Source organism: Sphingomonas phoenicis (assembly GCF_047238005.1).
Taxonomy (GTDB): domain Bacteria; phylum Pseudomonadota; class Alphaproteobacteria; order Sphingomonadales; family Sphingomonadaceae; genus Sphingomonas.
This window is the reverse complement of sequence record NZ_JBDFMC010000002.1, coordinates 1,378,679-1,400,536: the sequence shown is the minus strand read 5'-3', so window position 1 is coordinate 1,400,536 and position 21,858 is coordinate 1,378,679. Positions and strand designations below refer to the sequence as shown.

The window sequence follows — 21,858 nt, the reverse complement described above, 5'->3', positions numbered from 1 at the left end:
CGCCGGCGCGGACTCGTTCCGTTCGCCCGGCAAATGCGGTAAGAGCCGGTCGATGGACGATCCCCTGGCCCTGTTCGACGCCTGGTTTGCCGAGGCGAAGGCATCAGAACCCAACGACCCCAATGCGATGGCGCTGGCCACCGCCGATGCGGCCGGGCGCCCGTCGGTGCGGATGGTGCTGCTGAAGGGGCACGGTGCCGACGGCTTCGTCTTCTATACCAACCGCGAGGGGCGGAAGGCCGCCGACCTTGCGGCGAATCCGAACGCGGCGCTGCTGTTCCACTGGAAATCGCTGCGCCGGCAGGTGCGGGTCGAGGGACCGGTGACGATCGCCAGCGACGCGCAGTCCGACGCCTATTTCGCCTCGCGCAGCCGCGACTCGCAGCTGGGTGCCTGGGCGTCCGAGCAGTCGCGCCCGCTGGACGAGCGTGCGACGTTCGAGCGGCGGTTCGACGAGGCGAAGGCGCGGTTCGAGGGCGGCGACGTGCCGCGCCCGCCATTCTGGGGCGGGTACGTCGTCGCGCCGCGCGCGATCGAGTTCTGGCAGGATCGGGCCCACCGCCTGCACGAACGCCGGCTGTTCACCCGCGACGGCGCCGGCTGGAACGAAGGGCTGCTGTTTCCATGACCCATGAAGAACGCCGGCGGCTGATCCCGGTGGCCATCCGCGCCGCGCTGGCGAGCGTGGCGACGGCGCTGTTCCTGCTGGCGCTGAAGGCCTTCGCGGCGTGGCATACCGGATCGGTGGCGATGCTGGGGTCGCTGGCCGACACCGCGCTGGACCTGCTCGCCTCGCTGGTGACGCTGTACGGGGTGAAACTGGCCGGAGAGCCGGCCGATCACGACCACCGGTTCGGCCACGGCAAGGCGGAAGCGCTGGCCGCGCTGTTCCAGGTCGCGCTGATCACCGCATCGGCGGCCGGCATCGGCTGGCGCGCGGTACAGGCGATGACCAACCCGTCGATCACCCAGGATGCGGAGTTCGGCATCGGCGTGTCGATCGTCGCGATGATCGCGACGATGCTGCTGCTCGCCTATCAGCGCCGCGCCATCCGCCAGACCGGGTCGGTCGCGATCATGGCCGACAACATCCATTACCAGTCGGACGTGCTGCTGAACGGATCGGTGATCGCGGCGCTGGTGCTGGACCAGTATATGGGCTGGCACGGCGCCGACGCGCTGCTGGGCATCGCGATCGCGGCATGGCTGGCATGGGGGGCGTTCAAGGCGTCGTCGAACGCGATCGACCAGCTGATGGACAAGGAATGGCCGGAAGGCGAGCGCGCGGCGTTCCTCGACGTGGCGGCGCGCCAGCCCGGACTGCGCGGCATCCACGATTTCCGCACCCGCCGGTCGGGCAGCCACGATTTCGCGCAGTTCCACATGGAGGTCGATCCGGCGATCACGGTCGCGCGTGCGCACGATCTGGTCGAGGCGGTGGAGCGCAACCTGAAGCAGCGTTTCCCCAAGGTAGAGGTGCTGATCCATCTCGATCCCGAGGGGCATGTCGACACCGACAACCCGCTGGTCGAGGCGGATGTGACGCCCCACTGGTTCGCCAAGCGGATCTGATCGGCTGCGCATTCCCTTCACCCAGGTCGACGCCTTCGCCGACGTCGCCCTTTCCGGCAATCCGGCAGCGGTGATGCCGCTGCCGCGATGGCTGGACGATGCGACGCTGCTGGCGATCGCGGCGGAGAATGCGCTGTCGGAAACCGCGTTCCTGATCCCCGCCACCGTCGCGGGAGCGGAGTTCGAGCTGCGCTGGTTCTCGCCGGTGGCAGAGGTGGCGCTGTGCGGACATGCCACGCTGGCGAGCGGGCACCTCGTGCTGCAATCCGACCGGTCGCTTGACCGGGTGCGCTTCGCCACGCGGCGGTCCGGGGTGCTGGAGGTCGCGCGGGAGGACGACGGATATCGGCTGGCCCTGCCGCGGCTGACCCCCGTCGCCCGGTCGCTGCCCGCGATCGCCGCGGCGCTGGGGGTGACGGCACCGGTCGCGACGTTGTGGGACGATCGCGGCTATGCAGTGATCGTACTGGCGGACGAGGCGGCCGTGCGCGCCGTGCGTCCCGACCTCGCGGCGCTGAAGGCGGCGGGCGACCTGATGGCGATCGTGACCGCGCCGGGCGACACCACCGATATCGTCAGCCGTGTCTTCGTTCCCGCTTACGGGGTCGACGAGGATCCGGTGACCGGATCGGCCCACGCGGTGATCGCCGGGTACTGGGCCGGCCGACTGGACCGCCCCTCCTTCAGCGCGCGGCAGGCGAGTGCGCGGGGAGGATTGCTGCACTGCCGCGTCGAGGAGGAGACGGTAGTCCTGACGGGGCGATGCGTGACGGTGATCGAGGGCGAATTCCGGCTGCCGTGAGGGCGGCGGACATCAGGCCTGCCCGCCGGCCATCCTTACGCGGAGCGGCCGACGAGCTTGCCGACGCGGCGCCGGACGGCCGCGACGTTGCGGCGAATGGCGGGCGGGACCCAGTCCTCCATCAGTTCCCGGCGACGAACCTCGACGTCCCGACGGTCGGTGCTGCCCGGACGAACCTGAAACTGCGTGGTATGTGACCGCTTCGTCGCATCCCAGGTCGACGTGTAATAATATAGCGCGATCGACTTGCGCGTGATGCCATCGGGATGGGTGATCGGATTGGGATTGCCGTGCTGGCTGTTCGATGTGGTGTTGAAGATCACGCAGCGGTTGAAAAGCGGCACGATAGAGTGCTCCTTCTTCGTCATCTGCGTATCCCACAGCTCCAGCTGACCGCCATAGTCGTCCTGCCAGTCCTTGTTGAGGTAGATCAGGACGTTGATGCGCCTCTCGAGGTTCATCATCTTGTGATGGTTGAAGTCGGCATGAATAGACAAATGCCCGCCCTGGCGAATCTCGTGGATGCCGGCGCCGACGAAGAACGGATCGGGAATCAGGCCGCGAATGCCGGTGATGTTCTCAAGCACCCGGATGAAGGGCTTCGAATTGAACGAATAGAACAGGTTGCGCAGCCGTTCCGGCAGAACGTCGGGGTTGAAGCTGGCCTTGAACCGCTCCTGACTGCGATCGAACTCATCGGCCTCCAGCGTGCTGCGGGCGGCTTCGAACTCGGCGAGAGCCATGTCGAGGATCGCGGGAGGCAGGAAATCGTCGATCATGATGTTGGGGAAGGGCGCAGCGGCGGCATAGCGCGCGGCGAGTTCCGATCCCTTCTCACGCGCGCCGACCGGATCGACCAGACCGGTGCGCGCATTCATCACATCGATATAAGGCATTCCATCCTCCGTCCGCGGGTACCGGTGCCGCATAGGCAAACGCTGTCACCGTCAGGTTAAGTGCCGGCGTCGTTCGAGCATAGAGAATTTCACCGGCCATCGTGAGACCCGAGCCACGTCGTCCTGAAAAGGCACGATTGCGCGTCGCGCAATCGCTGGCGATCAAGTTGCACTTGCGAACAAACGCGCTGCGGTGCACAACGGCTGTGCCTTTCAGGCATCCTCTCCTAAAAACTTCACAGGCCGGCTCGTCCGGCCTTTTTTTTCGTCCGGCGCTCGGCTACCGAGCCGCCACTGTCGCCTTGCCGTCAATCATAAGACGAAATGCGGAGCGGAGCCGCCGGTCGAACCGGCAGCGGCGACGCGATGGTGCGGGAGATCGAGCGCGGAAGCGCTCTCTCCCGCCATTTACATCTTTACCGGCCGATCAGGCCGCGGCGAGTGCCCGTTCGGTCCGGGCGATCCAGCCGCCGCCCAGCACCCGCTCACCGGCGTAGAGAACGGCCGCCTGCCCCGGCGCGACGCCGTATTCCGGTGCGTCGAAGACCAGCCGGTCGCCGTCGAGCCGTGCAGCGGCCGGGCGCGCCATCGAGCGGACCTTCACCGTGACGGGTCCGGCATGACCGGCGCCGATCCAGTTGGCGCCTTCCAGCACCACCGCCTCCACCGCCAGCGCCTGGCGCGGGCCGACGACGACTCGGCGGCTGTCGGGCTCGATCCGGACGACGTAGAGCGGCTCCGTCTGGCCACCGATCTCCAGCCCGCGGCGCTGGCCAACGGTGAAATGGACGAGGCCGCGATGTTCGCCCAGCTTCGTGCCGGCCTGATCGACGATGTCGCCGCCGACCGCCGCCTCCGGCCGCAGTTTCTTGACCAGCCCGGCATAGTCGCCATCGGGGACGAAACAGATGTCCTGGCTGTCCGGCTTGGCAGCGACGCCCAGCCCCAGTTCGGCCGCGATCGCGCGGACGCCGTCCTTAGGCAGGCCGCCCAGCGGGAAGCGGAGGAAGTCGAGCTGGGCGGTGGTGGTGGCGAACAGGAAATAGCTCTGGTCGCGCGCCGGGTCGCTGCCGCGATGCAGTTCCACCCCGCCCGGACCGACGACGCGGCGGACATAGTGGCCGGTGGCGAGGCAGTCCGCGCCGAGATCGCGCGCGAGGCCGAACAGATCGGTGAATTTCGGCCCCATGTTGCACTGGACGCACGGGATCGGCGTACGGCCGGCCAGATATTCGTCGGCGAAACGGTCGACCACCGCCGTCCGGAACGCGCTTTCGTGATCGAAGACGTAGTGCGCGATGCCCAGCCGGTCGCAGACCGCGCGGGCGTCGCGGATGTCGCGACCGGCGCAGCAGGCGCCCGGGCGGGCGGTCGCCTCGCCGTGATCGTAGAGCTGCAGCGTCACGCCGATGACCTCCGCACCGGTCCGCACCGCCAGCGCGGCCACGACCGAGCTGTCGACGCCGCCCGACATGGCGACGACGATGCGGCGGCCGGCGGCGCCCCCGGGCAACTGGAAATCGATCGACTGGTCCACGCAGCGCTACATAGGTGCAGGCGGCGATCGGCAAAAGCGCTTTACCTCGCCTTCACCAAAGCTGCGGTAAGCGGACGCCTCGCATGGATTATCGGGGGGTCGCCTTGCATCAGAGCCGTATCGAACGCGCGCCCGGAACGGACGGGACGATGCCCGACCCCGATGTGGCGGCCGCGATGGCATCGCTGGGCGTGGCGCCGGAGGCCGCCCGGACCGGGTCCGTGGCGGGTGGCGGGGCACCCGCCGGCAGCGGCTGTTTCAACCGGGGCGTGGCCCGAATGCTAACGCATTGGAAGGAGAATTGAAGTCCCCGTTTACCGCGGCGTTTCAGGCGATCTTCAAGCCCCGCCGGTATGTCGCCTGTACGCGTTTCGAGGGGGCCCTGCGCCCCGCCAGAGGTTGAAGAATGATCCAGAACGAAAAGATCCGCCCGGCCAAGGTCATCGGTCCACTCGGTGAGCCGCTGACGATCGACTCGCTGCCGCCGCCCTCCACCACCCGCTGGGTGGTCCGCCGCAAGGCGGAGGTCGTCGCCGCGGTCAACGGCGGCCTGTTGTCGGTGGACGAGGTGTGCGACCGGTACAGCCTGACCGTCGAGGAGTTCGCCGGCTGGCAGCGTGCGATCGACCGGTCGGGGATGCCCGGTCTGCGCGTCACCCGAATCCAGCACTATCGCTCGCTGTACGAACGCCAGCAGAAGTACTGATTAGGATCGCGCCCGGAACAACTTGGCCCCGTTACTGTTCTGCTTCCAACGCCCGCGCCGTTCGCGGGCCGCAACGGAGGGAACGGATATGGGCATCATTCTTTGGCTGATCATCGGCGGCGTCATCGGCTGGCTGGCGAGCATCATCATGCGCACGGACGCGCAGCAGGGCATCTTCCTGAACATCGTGGTCGGCATCGTCGGCGCGTTCATCGGCGGCCTGATCATCTCGGGCGGATCGATCAACAACGCGCCGCTGACGATCACCTCGTTCCTGGTGTCGCTGCTGGGCGCGGTCGTCCTGCTGGCGATCGTCAACCTGGTGCGTCGCGGCAGCGTTCGCTGATCGGGTTTTTCCGGTAGCGACTGCACCGTAGACAAAAGGGCCGTCCGGCATGTCCGGGCGGCCCTTTTTCGTCTGCGTCGTTACTGTTCGAGCAGGAAGCGGACCTGCAGCGTCGCGGTGATGTCCTTCTCGCCCGGCGCGATCTGCGTCTTCGCGTCGGCCGCCATCGAGCGCGCCATCAGCATCGGCGGACGATCGGGCCCGCCCGCATCCTGACCGGCTTCCGCGATCGAGACGATCCGCGTCACCCGCAGACCGGCGGCTCTGGCATATAGATCGGCCCGCGCGCGGGCCCGACGGACGGCGTCGGTACGCGCCTCGTCCAGTGCCGCCTCCGGCTCGGCGACCGACAGGTTGGGTCCATCGATCTGGTTCGCCCCCTGTGCGACCAGAGTGTCGAGGACGGTGCCGGATGTCGCCACGTCGCGGAAGCGGATCGTGACGGTGTTCGTCGCCTGATACCCGGTGACGACCGGCGGCTGGTTGTCGGCGTAGCGATATTGCGGCGACAGCTGCACCGCGGCGGTGGCGAGGTCGCGCGGTGCCACCCCGGCGCGGCGGAGCGCCGCCATCACCTTCGTCATCGCGGCGGCATTGTCGCGCAGCGCCTGCGCGGCGGTCGGCGCACTGCTGACCACGCCGGCGCGGATCGTCGCCAGATCGGGCACGCGCGTGGTCCTGCCCTCCGCCACGACATCGACGACGGTGCCGGCCGCCGGGATCATCGGTGCGATCGAGGCCGGCGGCACCTGCGCGGCGGCGGGCAGCGCGGCGGCGGCACCCAGCAGGGCGAGGGCGGTGTAACGCATGGCAATCTCCTCAGGTCGTCGCCGGCCACCTGCCCGTGCCCGGATCAATGGATGCTGAACGGGCCGAGCCGGTTGTGGCGCACGGCGCACGGGGACTTACCGTGGCCATATTGCCGGCCTATGCGCATCCACGCAGCGAGCTATTGAGCCCGGTGATATATTACGATAACACAGTCGCGGCAGGGCGTGCGCCGGCGATGGCGACGAGGGACGGGATCGATCACGGCATGAACTACGAGACGGGAGTGATGGCGCAGGAGCAGCTGGCGGGTCCCGGCACGCCGCGCTCGCGGACGCGCTGGATCGTCGTTGCGGTCGTGGTCGCGCTGCTGGCGATCGGCGCCGCGATCTGGGCGTTCGGCGGCGGCAAGCCTGGGGGTGGCGCCGGGGCGGGCGGCGCGGAGCAGCTGTCGCCGGTGACCGTCATCGTGCCGGGCCGCAAGACGGCCGACCGGACGCTGTCGGCGACCGGCACGATCGCCGCGCGCCGCGAGATGCCGGTGGGCGTGGCGGGCGAGGGCGGGATGGTGACGCGCGTGCTGGTCGAGCCGGGCCAGTGGGTGCGGGCGGGCCAGGTGCTGGCCAGCGTCGACCGCTCGGTCCAGGTCCAGACGGCCGCCGCGCTGGGTGCGCAGGTCAACGTCGCCCGGGCCGACCTGACGCTGGCACAGGCCGAGCTGGACCGTGCCAAGGCACTGGTCGATCGCGGTTTCATCAGCAAGGCCGACCTGCAGCGCCGCACTGCCACCCGCGATGCGGCGGCCGCGCGCGTCAAGGTCGCGGGCGCCAGTTTCCAGGAGGCGAACGCGCGAAACGGGCGGCTGGACGTCCGCGCGCCGGCCGACGGACTGGTGCTGGCCCGCGGGGTCGAGGCGGGCCAGATCGTCAGTTCCGGCAGCGGCATGCTGTTCCGGATGGCGCAGAACGGGCAGATGGAGCTGCGCGCGCAGTTGAGCGAGGGCGATCTTGCCGGCTTGCGGGTCGGCGCACGGGCGAAGGTGACGCCGATCGGCTCGGACCGCAGCTATCCGGGCGAGGTCTGGCAGGTGTCGCCGGTGGTCGATCCCTCCACGCGCCAGGGCGTGGCGCGGATCGCGCTGCGGTACGATCCGGGGTTGCGGCCGGGCGGGTTCGGCACGGCCGAGATCGTGGCGGGCGCGAGCACCGTGCCGCTGCTGCCCGAGTCGGCGGTGCTGACCGACGGCAACGGCAGCTATGTCTATGTCGTCGGTGCCGGCGACAAGGTGGAGCGCCGCCCGATCAAGATCGGCGAGGTGTCCGACGCGGGGATCGCGATCGCCGAGGGGCTGAACGGAACCGAGCGGGTCGTGCTGTCCGCCGGCGCGTTCCTGAATCCGGGGCAGAAGGTGAAGCCGATCCGGCAGGCGCAGAAGGGCTGACGACCATGGGTTTCCGCAACATGTCGGCCTGGGCGATCCGGAACCCGGTGCCGCCCATCGTCCTGTTCCTGGCGCTGACCATCGCCGGGATCGTGTCGTTCAGCCGCATGTCGGTGAACGACAGCCCCGAGATCACCTTTCCGGCCGTCTATGTCCGCATCGCCCAGCCGGGTGCGGCGCCGACCGAGATCGAGACGCAGATCACCCAGCGGGTGGAGGCGGCGATCCGGTCGCTGGAAGGCGTCGACGAGATCAACTCGACCATCAGCGAGGGATCGAGCGGCACGTTCGTCCAGTTCACCTTCGAGACGCCGGTCGACCGCGCCGTCACCGACGTGCGCGACGCGATCAGCACGATCCGCGGCGAACTGCCCGACGGGGTGATCGAGCCGCAGGTCGAGCGGGTCATCATCAACAACGGCTCGGTCGCGACATGGTCCGTCGAGGGCAGCGACATGACGCTGGAGGAGCTGTCGAACTTCGTCGACCGCGTCGTCCGCAAGCGGCTGCTGGGCATTCCCGGCATGCAGAATGTCGAGATGACCGGCGGCGTCGACCGCGCGATCCGCGTCATCCTGGACCCTGCCAAGATGCAGTCGCTGGGCATCACCGCCAGCCAGGTGAACCAGGCGCTGCGGGCGGCGAACATCAACGCTGCCGGTGGCCGGGCCGAGGTGGGCGGGGGCGAGCAGTCGCTGCGCATCGTCGGCAACGCCAAGGACGCGTACACGCTGGGGCAGACGCAGATCCCGATCGCCGGCAACGCGCAGGTCGCGGGCGCGCAGTTCGTCCAGAACCTGAGCCGCACGGTGCGCCTGTCCGACATCGCCGAGGTGCGCGACGGCTCGCTGGAGCAGCGGGCCTTCACCAAGGTGAACGGGCGGCAGGTGGTCGGCTTCGGCATCCAGCGCGCTCGCGGCGCATCGGAGGTGACGCTGTACGATGCGACGGTGCAGGAACTCGCCAAGCTGGAGAAGGAGTTCCCCAAGTACCACTTCATCGAGCAGTTCAGCAGCGTCGGCTATACCAAGGACCAGTACAAGTCGGCGATCCACGCGCTGATCGAGGGGGCGGTGCTGGCAGTCGTGGTCGTGTACCTGTTCCTGCGCGACAAGCGGGCGACGATCATCTCCGCCCTGGCGATCCCGCTGTCGGCGATCCCGACCTTCTGGGTCATGTCGCTGATGGGGTTCAGCCTGAACTTCATGACGTTGCTGGGCCTCAGCCTGGTGGCGGGCGTGCTGGTCGACGATGCGATCGTCGAGATCGAGAACATCGTGCGCCACATGCGGATGGGCAAATCCGCCTATCAGGCATCGATCGACGCGGCCGACGAGATCGGGCTGGCGGTGGTCGCCACCACCTTCTCGATCGTCGCGGTCTTCCTGCCGGTCGGCCTGATGCCGGGGATCGCCGGCCAGTTCTTCAAGAATTTCGGCATCACGGTGGTAGTCGCCGTCCTGATGTCGCTGGCGGTCGCGCGCCTGATCACGCCGATGGTCGCGGCCTATTTCCTGAAGGCGCACGGCCATGCCGAACATGGCGGCGGCTGGGCGATGGACCGGTACATGGCGGTGCTGGGCTGGACGCTGCGCAACCGGTGGAAGACGGTCGGGATCGGTGCCCTGTCGTTCGTGGCGACGATCGCGGCGTTCGCGACGCTGCCGTTTACGTTCCAGCCGCCCAAGGACGTCGATTTCAGTACCCTGTCGATCACGATGACGCCGGGTACGACGCTGGAGCAGACCGAGGCGGTCGCCGACCAGGCCAACGACATCCTGCGCCGCCAGCAGGAGGTGCAGGCGGCGGTCGAGAAGGTGAAGGTCGGCAGCGCGACGATCGACCTGACGCTGCGCAAGGATCGCGTCCGTTCGTCGATCGATTTCGAGCGCGAGACGGCGGTCCTGATGAACGCCATCCCCGATGCGCGGATCAGTTTCCAGTCGAACGACGGCGGCGGCGGCAGCAACCGCCCGGTGTCGGTGATGCTGGCGGGCGACGATCCGCAGCAGCTGCTGCTGGCGGCCAACAAGGTGGCCGAGGAGATGAAGTCGCTGCCCAACCTGCGTGCGCCGCGGGTGGAGGGCGACATGCCGCGCCCCGAGTTGATCATCACGCCGCGACTGGACCTGGCGGCGGACATGGGCATCAGCACCGCCGCGCTGAGCCAGACCATCCGGATCGCGACCCAGGGCGAGATCGACCAGAACGCGGCCAAGTTCTCGCTGCCCGATCGCCAGATCCCGATCGGCGTCGCGCTGGATCCGTACAGCCGGCGCAACCTGTCGACGATCCAGAACCTGCCCGTCCAGCTGCAGCGTGGCGGCACCGTGCCGCTGCGCGTGGTCGCCGACATCAGCTATGGCGCGGGCCCGTCGGAGATCAAGCGCTTCAACCAGGAGCGCCGGATCATCATCGACGCCGACCTGGCCCCCGGGGCGGTCAGCGGGGAGGAGCGGGCCAAGGTGATGAAGCTGCCGATCATGGGCAAGCTGCCGCTGGGCGTGCACTATGCCGCGTCGGGATCGGCCAAGTGGCAGGCGGAGATGATCCAGAATTTCGCGATCGCGGTGATCGCGGGGATCATGCTGGTGCTGGCGGTGCTGATCCTGCTGTATCGCCGCGCGATGCCGCCGTTCGTCAATCTGGGCTCGCTGCTGCTGGCGCCGCTGGGCGGCGCGATCGCGCTCCACCTTTGCGGCATGCCGATCTCGCTGCCGGTGCTGATCGGGCTGCTGATGCTGTTGGGCATCGTCGCCAAGAACTCGATCCTGCTGATCGATTTCGCGCTGGAGGAGATGCGCGTCGGCGTGCCCCCGCTCGATGCGATCCTGGACGCCGGGCACAAGCGCGCGCAGCCGATCGTGATGACGACGGTGGCGATGGTGGCCGGGATGATCCCGACCGCGCTGTCGCTGGGCAGCGACGGATCGTTCAACCAGCCGATGGCGGTGACGGTGATCGGCGGGCTGACCCTGTCGACGGTCCTGACGCTGGTGATCGTGCCGGCGACGTTCAGCCTGTCGATCGGTGTCGAGGAGTGGATCGGCCCGCGCCTGGGCCGTCGCCTGCTGACCTACCGTCCCGGCGACGAGAACGGGCCGCTGATCGAGCAGGGCGGACCGCCGCCGCGCCTGCAGCAGCCGGCGGAGTGAGCGGCCGGGGCATCGGCGCTTGAACAAAGCGGGCCGTCGGTCATTGATCGTCGGATGAACGGCTTTACAGCGCGCACAGAGATCGCCCCGCCCGGGCTGGTGCGCATGCGGCGGGTCGCCGGCGTGTTGCTGGTCGCCATGGCGGCGCTGTTCTTCGCCAGCCGCGCGCTCGACGACCGGCATCCGGCCTGGGGGTTCGTGCGGAGTTTCGCCGAGGCGGCGATGATCGGCGGACTGGCGGACTGGTTCGCGGTGACCGCGCTGTTTCGTCATCCGCTGGGCCTGCCGATCCCCCACACCGCGATCGTGCCGCGCAACAAGGACCGGATCGGCGACCAGCTCGCGCTGTTCCTGCGCGCCAATTTCCTGATCCCGCGGGTGGTCGCGCGACGCATGCGCCGGGTCGACGTGGCCGGCGCGATCGCGCGCTGGCTGACCGATCCGCCGGAGGGCGCGGGCGGCCAGTTCCGCCAGGGCGCGTCGAAGCTGGTCGCACAGGTGCTGGAGGGGCTGGACCCGGCGCGCCTGGGCGGGATGGTGAAGGCCGCGGTGGCGGGACGCCTGCGCGATACCGAGGTCTCGCCCATCGCGGGGCAATTGCTGAAGGCGACGATGGCCGAGGGGCGGCACAAGCCCTTGCTCGACGCCGTGATCCACTGGGCCGCGGATGCGCTCGCGTCCAACGACGCGCTGGTGCGGCAGATGGTGCAGCAGCGCGCCGGTGCCATCCTGCGCTGGACCGGGCTGGACGAGACGCTGGCCGACAAGCTGATCGGCGGAATCGACAAGTTGCTGGCCGACATGGCCGACGATCCCGAGCATCCCCTGCGGCTGAAGGCCGAGGAGGGGCTGGATCGCCTTGCCTGGGATCTGCAGTACGATCCCGACACCCGCACGCGGGTCGAATCGGCGAAGGACGAGCTGATCGCCAATCCCGCCATGGCGCGGTGGATGGACGGGCTGTGGGAGCAGGCGCGTACGGCGCTCCTGCGAATCGCCAACGATCCCGAGGCGGCGATGCGCGGGCAGCTGGGCGATGTCCTGCGTCAGGTGGGCGGGACGTTGCGCAACGATCCGCGGCTGTCGCGGACCGTGAACCGCTTCGTTCGACGGACGGCGGTGGCGGTCGCGGCGGACTATGGCGACGGGATCGTTCGGCTGGTGTCGGAGACCGTCAGAAGCTGGGATGCGGGGACGATCACTGCCCGGCTGGAGAATGCGGTCGGCCGCGATCTGCAGTATATCCGCATCAATGGCACGCTGGTGGGTGGCCTTGTCGGCCTGGCGATCCACGCGGTCGATGTCCTGCTCTGAACCGTCGATGAGCGTCGCGCCCGGAACGGGTCGTCCCGCCGCATCACGGTATCGGCTTGCCGTGGTCGCCGGTTTCGCCCAAGGAAGGAGCCGATGACCGCCACCGCCGACTTCCAGGAGGAACAGGGAACCGTCCGCTTCACCGGCGACCTGTCGCTGGCGCGGCTCGGCACGCTGCCCGATCGCCTCGACCGGATCGACGGCGACGTCACCCGCGTCGACCTGAGCGGCATCGACCGCATCGATACGGTGGGTGCGTGGGTGGTCCACCGCTTCGCCGCCCGCCACGATGCGCCGGTCGAGGGGCTGGACGACGACAGCCGGCAGCTGTTCGACCAGGTGGTGAAGGCCGACGAGCCCGTCGTCGCGCGCGACAAGCCGAGCAGCGCCGCGGCGCGGGTGCTGGGCGAGATCGGCGACGCGGTGGTGCTGACCGGGCGAACCCTGCTCGGCCTGCTGGGTTTCCTGGGCGCGACGACGCTGGCGTTCATCCAGGTCGCCCGCCATCCGCGCCGGTTCCGCTTCAACGCGGTGGTCCACGAATTCGAGACGGTGGGCGTATCGGCGCTGGCCATCGTCGGCCTGATGAGCTTCCTGATCGGCATCGTCATCGCGCAGCAGGGTGCCGTGCAGCTGCGTCAGTTCGGTGCCGAGGTCTTCACCATCAATCTGGTCGGGCGGCTGACCCTGCGCGAGCTGGGCGTGCTGATGACCGCGATCATGGTCGCGGGCCGCTCCGGCTCCGCCTTCGCCGCGCAGATCGGCACGATGAAGCTGACCGAAGAGATCGACGCGATGCGGACGATCGGCGTGTCGCCGATGGAGGCGCTGGTGCTGCCGCGGACGCTGGCGGCGATCATCCTGATGCCGCTGCTGGGCTTCTATGCCAGCCTGATCGCGATGATCGGTGGCTGCCTGCTCGCCTGGGCGTCGCTCGAGATTCCGCCGGTCACTTTCATCGCCCGGATCCGGGAAGTGGTGCCGATCACCGACCTGTATGTCGGATTGATCAAGGCGCCCGTCTTCGGTGCGATCATCGCCATCGCCGGCTGTTTCCAGGGCATGCAGGTCGAGGCGGATGCCGAGCAGGTCGGGCTGCGCACCACGTCGGCGGTGGTGCAGGGCATCTTCCTGGTGATCGTGCTCGACGCGTTCTTCGCGGTGTTCTTCACCTGGGTGGGGTGGAACTGATGTCGCGCGACCGCAACGAGGTGATCGTCGACGTGAAGGGGCTGCGCAACAGCTTCGGCGAGTCGGTCGTCCACGACAATCTGGACCTGCAGGTCCGGCGCGGCGAGATCCTGGGCGTGGTCGGCGGATCCGGCACCGGCAAATCGGTGCTGATGCGCTCGATCATCGGCCTGCAGACCCCCGATGCGGGCGAGATCACCGTGTTCGGCGAGCCGACGATCGGCCGCGACGAGACCGAGGCGACCAATATCCGCAAGCGCTGGGGCGTGCTGTTCCAGGGGGGCGCGCTGTTCTCGACGCTGACCGTCGCCGAGAACGTGCAGGTGCCGATCAAGGAATTCTACCGCCACCTGCCCGGCGCGCTGATCGACGAGATCGCGGCGTACAAGGTGGTGATGACCGGCCTGCCGGCCGATGCCGGGCCGAAATACCCGGCCGAGCTGTCCGGCGGCATGAAGAAGCGCGCGGGACTGGCGCGGGCGCTGGCGCTCGATCCGGAACTGCTGTTCCTCGACGAGCCGACCGCCGGCCTCGACCCGATCGGCGCCGCCGCCTTCGACGAGCTGATCCGCCAGCTGAGCCGCACGCTGGGCCTGACGGTGTTCCTGATCACCCACGATCTGGATACGCTGTACGCGATCTGCGACCGGGTGGCGGTGCTCGCCGAGAAGAAGGTGATCGCGGTCGGCACGATCGACGAACTGGTCGCCACAGACCACCCGTGGATCCAGGAATATTTCGGTGGGCCGCGTGGCCGGGCCGCCGCCTCCACGCAGGAGATCGGCGCCGCCGACGCGCAGGCCGATCGCCATCCGACCGAAGTCCGTACCAACGAGAAGGAAAGGCCGTCGCAGGGCGGTACCGCCGACAACTACGCCCGCGACGCTGCAGATACCGAGACAGGAACACGCTGATGGAAACCCGTTCGAACCACGTCCTGGTCGGCGCCGTCGTGCTGATCCTGCTCGCCGTGCTGGCGCTCTTCACCGTCTGGATCGCCCGGCTGGGCGGGACGTCGGAGAAGGAATACGACATCTTCTTCCGCCAGTCGGTCGACGGGCTGGCCCGTGGGTCGGCCGTCACCTATTCGGGCGTGCCGTCGGGACAGGTGAAGCAGATCGCGCTGTGGCCGGTCGATCCCCAGTTCGTGCGCGTCCGGATCAGCGTGAACGACGAGACGCCGGTGCTGGCGGGCACCACCGCGACGGTGGTGGGCAGCTTCACCGGCACCAGCACCGTGTCGCTGGACGGCGCGCGCAAGGGGGCGGCCGCGATCGTGTGCCCCGATACCAACGCGACCAGCGTATGCCCTTACGGGGTGCCGGTAATTCCGACCAAGCAGGGCGGGCTGGGCGCCATCCTGAACTCCGCGCCGCAGCTGCTGGAGCGGCTGTCGACGCTGACCGAGCGGCTGACCGGCCTGCTGACCGATCGCAACCAGGCATCGATCGCCGGCATCCTCGAGAATACCAACCGGCTGACCGACGCTCTTGCCGATCGCGGGCCGGAGATCGCCGCGACGCTGGCGCAGACGCGAATCGCGATCCAGCAGGCGGGCGACGCCTCGCAGCAGATCGGCCAGCTGGCCGCGACGACCAACGGCGTGCTGGCCAACGACATCCAGCCGACGATCCAGAACCTGAACAAGGCGATCACCTCGGCGCAGAAATCCGCCGAGACGCTGAACGCGGCGATCGGCGATGCGCGGCCGGGATTGCAGACCTTCTCGCGCCAGACGATCCCGGAGGCGAACCGGCTGGTGCGCGACCTGCGCACCACCGCGGCCGCGCTGTCGTCGGTCGCCGAGAAGGTGGACCAGGGCGGCGCGAGTTCGCTGATCGGGTCGCAGAAGCTGCCGGACTACAAGGGTAAGTGAGGACCGCCATGAAGACGCTCGACCTCCGCCGCTCGGCCGTCCTGCTCGCGGTACTGCCGCTGGCCGGCTGCATCAGCTTCGGCGCGACACCACCCGACACGCTGTTGACGCTCAGCCCCACGGCGACGCTGCCGGTGGGGGCGAACCAGAACAGCGCGACCGCCAAGGCGATCGTGATCACCGTGCCGGTCACCCCGGCATCGCTGGCGGTGGCGCGCGTTCCGGTCCGCACGACCGAGACCAGCATCGCCTATGTCAAGGACGCGCAATGGTCGGAACCGCCGGCCCGGCTGTTCGCGCGATTGATGTCGGACACGGTGGCGGCGCGGACCGGCCGCGTCGTCGTCAGCCAGGTACAGGCGATCGGCGAGAGCAACGACCAGCTGGACGGCGAACTGCGCAGCTTCGGCCTGGATGCGACTACCCGGGAAGCGGTGGTGACCTTCGATGCGTCGCTGTCGCGATCGGGGCGGCCCACCACGGAGAAGCGTCGGTTCGAGGCGCGTGTCCCGGTCCCCGCGATCGATGCGGCCAGCGTCGGCCCCGCGCTGAATCAGGCTGCCAATCAGGTGGCGGGCGAGGTCGCCGACTGGATCGGCCGGTAAAACGCGCTGATCCACATCAACGGATTGGAAAATAACGAGGTTTCTGTGGCTTCCTGAGGAACGCCGCCCCGCTCTCGCGCGATTGTCGCGGGCAGCCGGGGGGTGAACAGGAGAGACTTGATGAACCGTTTCATCGCGCCGATCGCCCTTGTCGCCATTGCGGCAGCCGGGCCGGCCATGGCGCAGACCATGACCGCCAAGACCTATGTCGCCAAGGCAGGTGCCGGCGACCTGTATGAGAAGCAGTCGAGCCAGCTGGTGCTCGGTTCGACCCAGAACGCGCAGCTTCGCGACTTCGCGAACCAGATGATCGCCGATCACACCAAGAGCACGGCCGATGTCACGGCCGCGGCAAAGCAGGCCGGGATGGCGGTGCCGGCACCCAAGCTGGAGCCGATGCAGGCCCGCAACATCGCCGCGTTGCGGGCGGCCAAGGGTGATGCGCGTGACCGGCTGTACGTTCAGCAGCAGAAGACGGCCCACCAGATGGCACTCGACCTGCACCGCGGTTACGCCAGCAACGGCACCTCGGCCCCGCTGAAGACGGTAGCAACGAGCATCACGCCGGTGGTGGAGCAGCACCTCCAGCACGTTCAGGGCATGTAAAATCCCAGGGCGGCGACCCGGCCAAAGGGCCGGGTCGCCGCTACTGCTGTCCCGCCGGTGACCAGAGTGCGATCCATCCAGGATGAAGCACCATCCCGGTGAAAGCCGGGTCGGATCACACCCTAGCTGCCCGCCAGCATCATGATCCGCTGCGCCTGTGCAAGGTGCAGCCGCTCCACCATCTCACCATCAAGGGCTACCGCGCCACGATCGGCATGCGCAGGATCGGCGAACAGGGCGATCACGCGTCGCGCCCAGGCGATGCTCGCCGCGTCCGGCCCGAATGCCGCATTCGCCGCTGCGATCTGCGCGGGGTGGATCAGGCTCTTGCCGTCGAAGCCCCACATCGCGCCCTGTGCGCAATGTGCGGCCAACAGCGCGGCATCGTTCGTTGCGTTCAGAACGCCGTCCAGCACCGCCATCCCGCCGGCACGCGCCGCGGTGACGATCTGCGCGAGGGCGGGGAGCAGCGGGGTCCGGTCCGCATCCGGGCGGACGCCCAGATCGATCGCCAGATCGTTGGTGCCCGCGACTAGCGCGGCGAGCCGCAACCGCCGCGCCGCCCCCGCCAGCGCGGGCAGCGCGAGCAGCCCGCGCGCACTCTCGATCATCGCCCAGATCGGCGGACCATCGACACCCAGCAGATCACGCGCCGCCGCCACATCCTCGACCTCCCCGACCTTCGGCAGCAGCACGGCATCGACCGGCGTGCCGGCCAGCGCGGCGAGATCGTCCGCCCCCCAGCGGGTATCGGATCCGTTCACGCGGACCACCAGCTCGCGGTCGCCGAAACCACCGGCCTCGATCGCCGCGCCCGCCGCGGCGCGGGCTTCCTCCTTCCGATCGGGCGCCACGGCGTCCTCCAGATCGAGGATTACGACATCGCAGGGCAGGGTCCGCGCCTTCTCGATCGCGCGCGGGTTGGATGCGGGCATGAACAACGCGCTGCGGCGGCGGCGGGGCAGGGGAGCGGTATCGGCCATCGCCGCATCTGGCGGCGGTGACGGTGCGGGTGCAACCCATATCGTCTACCTCGCCGATTTCTGCCCGGCCAACCGAACTACGGCTTGGCACGGCGCGTTGCCGCGAGGTAGGTCGTGCGTGTGAGCAGCCACCCAGCCCGCCGGGCACGTCCCATCCTCGTCCTTGCCGCGCTGGCGCTGGCAGGATGTTCGGCCGGCGTGCTGGATCCGGCCGGCCCGGTCGCTGCGGGCGAGCGGACGATCCTGCTCAATTCGCTGGTCATCATGCTCGGCATCGTCGTGCCGACGATCATCGTCACGCTGATCTTCGCCTGGTGGTTCCGCGCCGGGAACAGCAAGGCGACCTACCTGCCCGAATGGTCCTATTCGGGGCGGCTGGAGCTGCTGGTCTGGTCGGTACCGGCGCTGGTCGTGATCTTCCTGGCCGGCATTACCTGGATCGGCAGCCACCAGCTGGCGCCCGAGCGACCGCTGGATTCCAAGGTGAAGCCGGTGGTGGTGCAGGTGGTGGCGCTCGACTGGAAATGGCTGTTCATCTATCCCGAACAGGGCGTCGCGACGGTCAACCGGTTGGTGGTGCCGGTCGGCACCCCGATCAATTTCCGGATCACCAGCGGGACGGTGATGAACAGCTTCTTCATCCCGCAGCTGGGCAGCCAGATCTACGCGATGGCCGGGATGGATTCGAAATTGCACCTTCAGGCGGATCGGCCGGGCCGGTTCCTGGGGCTGTCGGCGCATTACAGCGGCGAGGGCTTCGGCGACATGGGGTTCACCGTCGATGCGGTGCCGGCGGCGCAGTTCGCCGGCTGGGTCGGCAGGACGCGGAGCACGGGCGGCCCGCCGCTCGACGGACCGGCGTTCATGCAACTCGCCAGGGCGAAGGGCAATGTGAAGCCTTTCGTCTATCCGGCCGTGCTGCCGGGACTGTACGACCGCGTCGTCGCGCAATCGGGCGTACCGGCGCACGAGCAAACCAAGGCCTCCGGGCGAGAGGATCGCTGATGTTCGGCAAGCTCGGCTGGGACTCGATCCCGCTCGCGAACCCGTTGCCGATCGTGACATCGGGAATCGTCGCGCTCGTCATCTGCGGGGTGCTGGGCTGGACGTACAAGCGCGGTCACTTCCCCTATCTGTGGCGCGAGTGGATCACATCGGTCGATCACAAGCGGATCGGCGTCATGTACTGCCTGCTCGCTGCCGTCATGCTGCTGCGCGGTTTTTCCGACGCGATCCTGATGCGCACGCAGCAGGCGATCGCGTACAATTCCCCCGGTTACCTCCCGCCAGAGCATTACGACCAGATCTTCACCGCCCACGGCGTCATCATGATCTTCTTCGTGGCGATGCCGTTCATGATCGGGCTGATGAACTTCGCGCTGCCGTTGCAGCTGGGCGTTCGCGACGTGGCGTTCCCGACGCTGAATTCGGTCAGCTTCTGGCTGACGGCGGTCGGTGCCCTGCTGGTCAACATCAGCCTGGTGATCGGTGAGTTCGCGAAGACCGGGTGGGTGGTCTATCCGCCGCTGTCGGAACTGCGCTTCTCGCCCGGGGTCGGCGTCGACTATTACCTGTGGGCGCTGCAGATATCCGGGGTGGGTACGCTGTTGTCCGGCGTCAATCTGGTCACCACCATCCTGAAGATGCGCGCGCCCGGCATGGGGTACACCCGCATGCCGATGTTCTGCTGGACGTCGCTGGCGACCAACCTGCTGATCGTCGCCGCCTTTCCGATCCTGACCGCGACGCTGGCGATGCTGACGCTGGACCGGTATCTCGGCTTCCACTTCTTCACGAACGAGGCTGGCGGGAACCAGATCATGTTCGTGAACCTGATCTGGGCATGGGGACATCCGGAGGTCTATATCCTCGTCCTGCCCGTGTTCGGGGTGTTCAGCGAGGTGATCTCCACCTTCTCGGGCAAGCCGCTGTTCGGATATCGATCGATGATCGCGGCGACGATGGTGATCTGCCTGTTGTCGTTCATGGTCTGGCTGCACCACTTCTTCACGATGGGCGCCGGTGCCGACGTCAACGGCTTCTTCGGCATCACCACGATGATCATCGCGGTGCCGACGGGGGTGAAGGTCTTCAACTGGATCTTCACCATGTATGGCGGGCGCATCCGCTACACGTCGATGATGCTGTGGTCGGTCGGCTTCGTCGTCACCTTCGTGATCGGCGGGATGACCGGCGTGTTGCTGGCGGTGCCGCCGGCCGATTTCGTGCTGCACAACTCGCTGTTCCTGGTCGCCCATTTCCACAACATCGTCATCCCGGCGGTACTGTTCGGGGCGTTCGCCGGGGTCACCTACTGGTGGCCCAAGGCGTTCGGTTTCACCTTGGACGAAAAGTGGGGGAAGCGGAGCTTCTGGTTCTGGATCAGCGGCTTCTACGTCGCGTTCATGCCGCTCTATGTCCTCGGACTGATGGGGATGACGCGGCGGCTGGGGCATTACAACGTGCCCGGTTGGCACCCCTGGCTGCTGGTCGCCGCGGCGGGTGCCGCGCTGATCGCCTGCGGGATCCTGTGCCAGATCGTCATGATCGTGGTGTCGATCCGCAACCGCGAGGCGCTGCGCGACACGACCGGCGATCCATGGGACGGCCGCACGCTGGAATGGGCGACGACATCGCCGCCGCCGGTGTTCAACTTCGCGGTGCTGCCCGACGTGCGCGGCGAGGAAGCCTATTGGGGCCTGAAATCGACCGCGCGGGAGAATCGGCGCCTGTCCGACCTGCCCGAATATGTCGATATCGAGATGCCGAAGAACTCGCCGACCGGCATCGTGTCGGCCTTCTTCGCGACCGTGATGGGCTTCGCGCTGATCTGGCATATCTGGTGGATGGTGATCCTGGGCTTTCTGGGCGCGTGGGCGACCTTCGTCGTGTTCGCCTGGCGTGATGAGTCCGAATACGAGATCCATGCGCATGAGGTGGAGGAGGGCGACCGCCGCCGTCGCGAGGCAAAGGCGCGGCTGCTTGACCTGCCGCCGGAGGCACACGCATGAGCGGCGGGCACGCCGCCGCCGGCGCCCACGGGCGCGGCGACCCCAACAAGCTGGGGCATGGCGAGGTCCCGTCGAACGAGCAGGGGCCGGCGCCCAAGCGGATCATCGTCGCCTATGGCTTCTGGATCTTCCTGCTGTCGGACTTCATCATGTTCGCGGCCTTCTTCGCCGCCTATGCGGTGCTGGTCGGCGAAACGGCGGGTGGTCCTGGCGGGCGCGACCTGTTCGAACTGCCGCTCGTCGCGTGGGAAACCGCATTCCTGCTGCTGTCGTCGTTCGCCTGCGGCATGGCCGGCATCGCCTCGGTCGCGCGCAACCGGCTGTGGTTCCAGATCGCGATGGCCGCCACCGCCCTGCTCGGCGCGGCGTTCCTGGCGCTGGAACTGTATGAATTCACCCACCTGATCGGGGAGGGGGCGGGGCCGAGCCGGTCGGCGTTCCTGTCGGCCTTCTTCGCGCTGGTCGGGTGTCATGGCCTGCACGTCGCGCTGGGCCTGATCTGGCTGACGACGATGATGGCGCAGGTCTGGGCGAAGGGCTTCCGCGAGGATATCCTGCGCCGCATCGCGTGCTTCAGCCTGTTCTGGCACGCGCTCGACATCATCTGGGTGGCACTGTTCACCGTCGTCTATCTGCTGGGAGCCGGCGCATGAGCGAGAGCGGCCGCGACCTCGACAACGTCTCCGACGATACCGCCCCCGGCGAGGAGAGCGAACGCGAATCGATCGGCAGCGGTATCCGCGGCTATGCGATCGGCCTAGCCCTGGCCACGGTGCTGACCGCCGCGTCGTTCTGGGCAGCGCAGACGAACCTGATCTATGGACCCGGCATCCCCGTCGCGCTGATCGCGCTGGCGGTGGCGCAGATGGGTGTCCATCTGGTGTTCTTCCTGCATATCACCACCGGCCCCGACAACAGCAACAACGTGCTGGCGCTGGCCTTTGGCGTCCTGATCGTCGCGCTGGTGCTGGTCGGATCGATCTGGATCATGACCCACCTGCATCACAACCTGATGCCGATGGGCGAGATGATGATGCGCCAGCGTTAGC

22 protein-coding genes are annotated in these 21,858 nt (G+C 68.2%); 18 read left to right on the top strand and 4 right to left on the bottom strand.

The genetic code is table 11. The features are described 5' to 3' along the window. Nucleotides 1-52 precede the first annotated feature (52 nt). Genes pdxH through ABC319_RS07945 form a run of 3 tightly spaced genes read left to right on the top strand, consistent with a single transcriptional unit; the run spans nucleotide 53 to nucleotide 2,374 of the window. Nucleotides 53-628, top strand: coding sequence for a pyridoxamine 5'-phosphate oxidase (gene pdxH, locus ABC319_RS07955; protein WP_413069703.1), 576 nt, complete (start codon nucleotides 53-55; stop codon nucleotides 626-628). After that, complete coding sequence (locus ABC319_RS07950; protein WP_413069702.1) at nucleotides 625-1,572, top strand: cation diffusion facilitator family transporter; 948 nt, start codon at nucleotides 625-627, stop codon at nucleotides 1,570-1,572. The genes pdxH and ABC319_RS07950 overlap by 4 nt, the downstream gene beginning before the upstream one ends. Before the next feature lie 4 nt (nucleotides 1,573-1,576). Then, the gene (locus ABC319_RS07945) at nucleotides 1,577-2,374 is read left to right on the top strand and encodes a PhzF family phenazine biosynthesis protein (RefSeq protein ID WP_413071651.1); all 798 of its coding nucleotides are present in this window, start codon (nucleotides 1,577-1,579) and stop codon (nucleotides 2,372-2,374) included. A 35-nt stretch (nucleotides 2,375-2,409) separates the two neighbouring features. Here the strand turns inward: ABC319_RS07945 and ABC319_RS07940 are convergent, their stop codons facing one another. Together ABC319_RS07940 and mnmA are read right to left on the bottom strand one after the other, a co-directional pair. Then, the gene (locus tag ABC319_RS07940; RefSeq protein WP_413069701.1) at nucleotides 2,410-3,270 is read right to left on the bottom strand and encodes a 2OG-Fe(II) oxygenase; all 861 of its coding nucleotides are present in this window, start codon (nucleotides 3,268-3,270) and stop codon (nucleotides 2,410-2,412) included. Between the two features lie 427 nt (nucleotides 3,271-3,697). After that, a complete protein-coding gene (mnmA, locus tag ABC319_RS07935) occupies nucleotides 3,698-4,807 on the bottom strand; it encodes a tRNA 2-thiouridine(34) synthase MnmA (protein WP_413069700.1) in 1,110 nt (369 codons plus the stop codon). Nucleotides 4,808-4,956: 149 nt separating this feature from the next. Between mnmA and ABC319_RS07930 the strand changes: the two genes are divergently transcribed. From ABC319_RS07930 to ABC319_RS07920, 3 genes are all read left to right on the top strand, one after another. Next, a complete protein-coding gene (locus tag ABC319_RS07930) occupies nucleotides 4,957-5,112 on the top strand; it encodes a hypothetical protein (protein ID WP_413069699.1) in 156 nt (51 codons plus the stop codon). Between the two features lie 101 nt (nucleotides 5,113-5,213). Then, nucleotides 5,214-5,513 carry a CtrA inhibitor SciP gene (gene sciP, locus ABC319_RS07925; protein WP_413069698.1) on the top strand — a complete coding sequence of 100 codons (300 nt, stop codon included), beginning with the start codon at nucleotides 5,214-5,216 and terminating at the stop codon, nucleotides 5,511-5,513. Between the two features lie 88 nt (nucleotides 5,514-5,601). Then, nucleotides 5,602-5,859, top strand: coding sequence for a GlsB/YeaQ/YmgE family stress response membrane protein (locus ABC319_RS07920; RefSeq protein ID WP_413069697.1), 258 nt, complete (start codon nucleotides 5,602-5,604; stop codon nucleotides 5,857-5,859). A gap of 80 nt (nucleotides 5,860-5,939) precedes the next feature. Here ABC319_RS07920 and ABC319_RS07915 read toward each other — a convergent pair whose 3' ends face one another. Then, on the bottom strand, nucleotides 5,940-6,668 hold the full coding sequence (locus ABC319_RS07915; RefSeq protein ID WP_413069696.1) for an SIMPL domain-containing protein: 729 nt from the start codon (nucleotides 6,666-6,668) through the stop codon (nucleotides 5,940-5,942). Nucleotides 6,669-6,895: 227 nt separating this feature from the next. On the opposite strand from ABC319_RS07915, the gene ABC319_RS07910 reads away from it, so the two are divergent. The 8 genes from ABC319_RS07910 (at nucleotide 6,896) to ABC319_RS07875 (ending at nucleotide 16,815) form a co-directional block, all read left to right on the top strand. Continuing rightward, complete coding sequence (locus ABC319_RS07910; RefSeq protein WP_413071650.1) at nucleotides 6,896-8,068, top strand: efflux RND transporter periplasmic adaptor subunit; 1,173 nt, start codon at nucleotides 6,896-6,898, stop codon at nucleotides 8,066-8,068. Between the two features lie 5 nt (nucleotides 8,069-8,073). Further along, nucleotides 8,074-11,223, top strand: coding sequence for an efflux RND transporter permease subunit (locus tag ABC319_RS07905; RefSeq protein WP_413069695.1), 3,150 nt, complete (start codon nucleotides 8,074-8,076; stop codon nucleotides 11,221-11,223). A gap of 54 nt (nucleotides 11,224-11,277) precedes the next feature. Continuing rightward, entirely contained in the window at nucleotides 11,278-12,537 is a 1,260-nt protein-coding gene (locus ABC319_RS07900) for a DUF445 domain-containing protein (protein WP_413069694.1), read from the top strand. 93 nt (nucleotides 12,538-12,630) lie between these two features. Then, nucleotides 12,631-13,728, top strand: coding sequence for an ABC transporter permease (locus tag ABC319_RS07895; protein WP_413069693.1), 1,098 nt, complete (start codon nucleotides 12,631-12,633; stop codon nucleotides 13,726-13,728). After that, nucleotides 13,728-14,642: an ABC transporter ATP-binding protein gene (locus ABC319_RS07890; RefSeq protein ID WP_413069692.1), complete on the top strand. Its 915-nt coding sequence runs from the start codon at nucleotides 13,728-13,730 to the stop codon at nucleotides 14,640-14,642. The genes ABC319_RS07895 and ABC319_RS07890 overlap by 1 nt, the downstream gene beginning before the upstream one ends. Continuing rightward, nucleotides 14,642-15,604: an MlaD family protein gene (locus tag ABC319_RS07885; protein ID WP_413069691.1), complete on the top strand. Its 963-nt coding sequence runs from the start codon at nucleotides 14,642-14,644 to the stop codon at nucleotides 15,602-15,604. The genes ABC319_RS07890 and ABC319_RS07885 overlap by 1 nt, the downstream gene beginning before the upstream one ends. Before the next feature lie 8 nt (nucleotides 15,605-15,612). Beyond that, entirely contained in the window at nucleotides 15,613-16,209 is a 597-nt protein-coding gene (locus tag ABC319_RS07880) for an ABC-type transport auxiliary lipoprotein family protein (RefSeq protein WP_413069690.1), read from the top strand. Between the two features lie 120 nt (nucleotides 16,210-16,329). Further along, the gene (locus ABC319_RS07875; RefSeq protein WP_413069689.1) at nucleotides 16,330-16,815 is read left to right on the top strand and encodes a DUF4142 domain-containing protein; all 486 of its coding nucleotides are present in this window, start codon (nucleotides 16,330-16,332) and stop codon (nucleotides 16,813-16,815) included. Nucleotides 16,816-16,937: 122 nt separating this feature from the next. On the opposite strand, the gene ABC319_RS07870 is transcribed toward ABC319_RS07875, so the two are convergent. Next, nucleotides 16,938-17,798, bottom strand: coding sequence for an HpcH/HpaI aldolase/citrate lyase family protein (locus ABC319_RS07870; protein WP_413069688.1), 861 nt, complete (start codon nucleotides 17,796-17,798; stop codon nucleotides 16,938-16,940). A gap of 120 nt (nucleotides 17,799-17,918) precedes the next feature. Here ABC319_RS07870 and cyoA point away from each other — a divergent pair, with 120 nt between their 5' ends. Genes cyoA through cyoD form a run of 4 tightly spaced genes read left to right on the top strand, consistent with a single transcriptional unit; the run spans nucleotide 17,919 to nucleotide 21,857 of the window. Further along, entirely contained in the window at nucleotides 17,919-18,803 is an 885-nt protein-coding gene (gene cyoA / locus ABC319_RS07865; protein WP_413069687.1) for a ubiquinol oxidase subunit II, read from the top strand. Further along, entirely contained in the window at nucleotides 18,803-20,809 is a 2,007-nt protein-coding gene (cyoB, locus tag ABC319_RS07860) for a cytochrome o ubiquinol oxidase subunit I (RefSeq protein ID WP_413069686.1), read from the top strand. Before cyoA ends, cyoB begins: the two co-directional genes overlap by 1 nt. Next, nucleotides 20,806-21,462 carry a cytochrome o ubiquinol oxidase subunit III gene (gene cyoC / locus ABC319_RS07855; RefSeq protein ID WP_413069685.1) on the top strand — a complete coding sequence of 219 codons (657 nt, stop codon included), beginning with the start codon at nucleotides 20,806-20,808 and terminating at the stop codon, nucleotides 21,460-21,462. The genes cyoB and cyoC overlap by 4 nt, the downstream gene beginning before the upstream one ends. Then, the gene (cyoD, locus tag ABC319_RS07850; protein ID WP_413069684.1) at nucleotides 21,459-21,857 is read left to right on the top strand and encodes a cytochrome o ubiquinol oxidase subunit IV; all 399 of its coding nucleotides are present in this window, start codon (nucleotides 21,459-21,461) and stop codon (nucleotides 21,855-21,857) included. The genes cyoC and cyoD overlap by 4 nt, the downstream gene beginning before the upstream one ends. The last annotated feature ends 1 nt before the right edge of the window (nucleotide 21,858 follow it).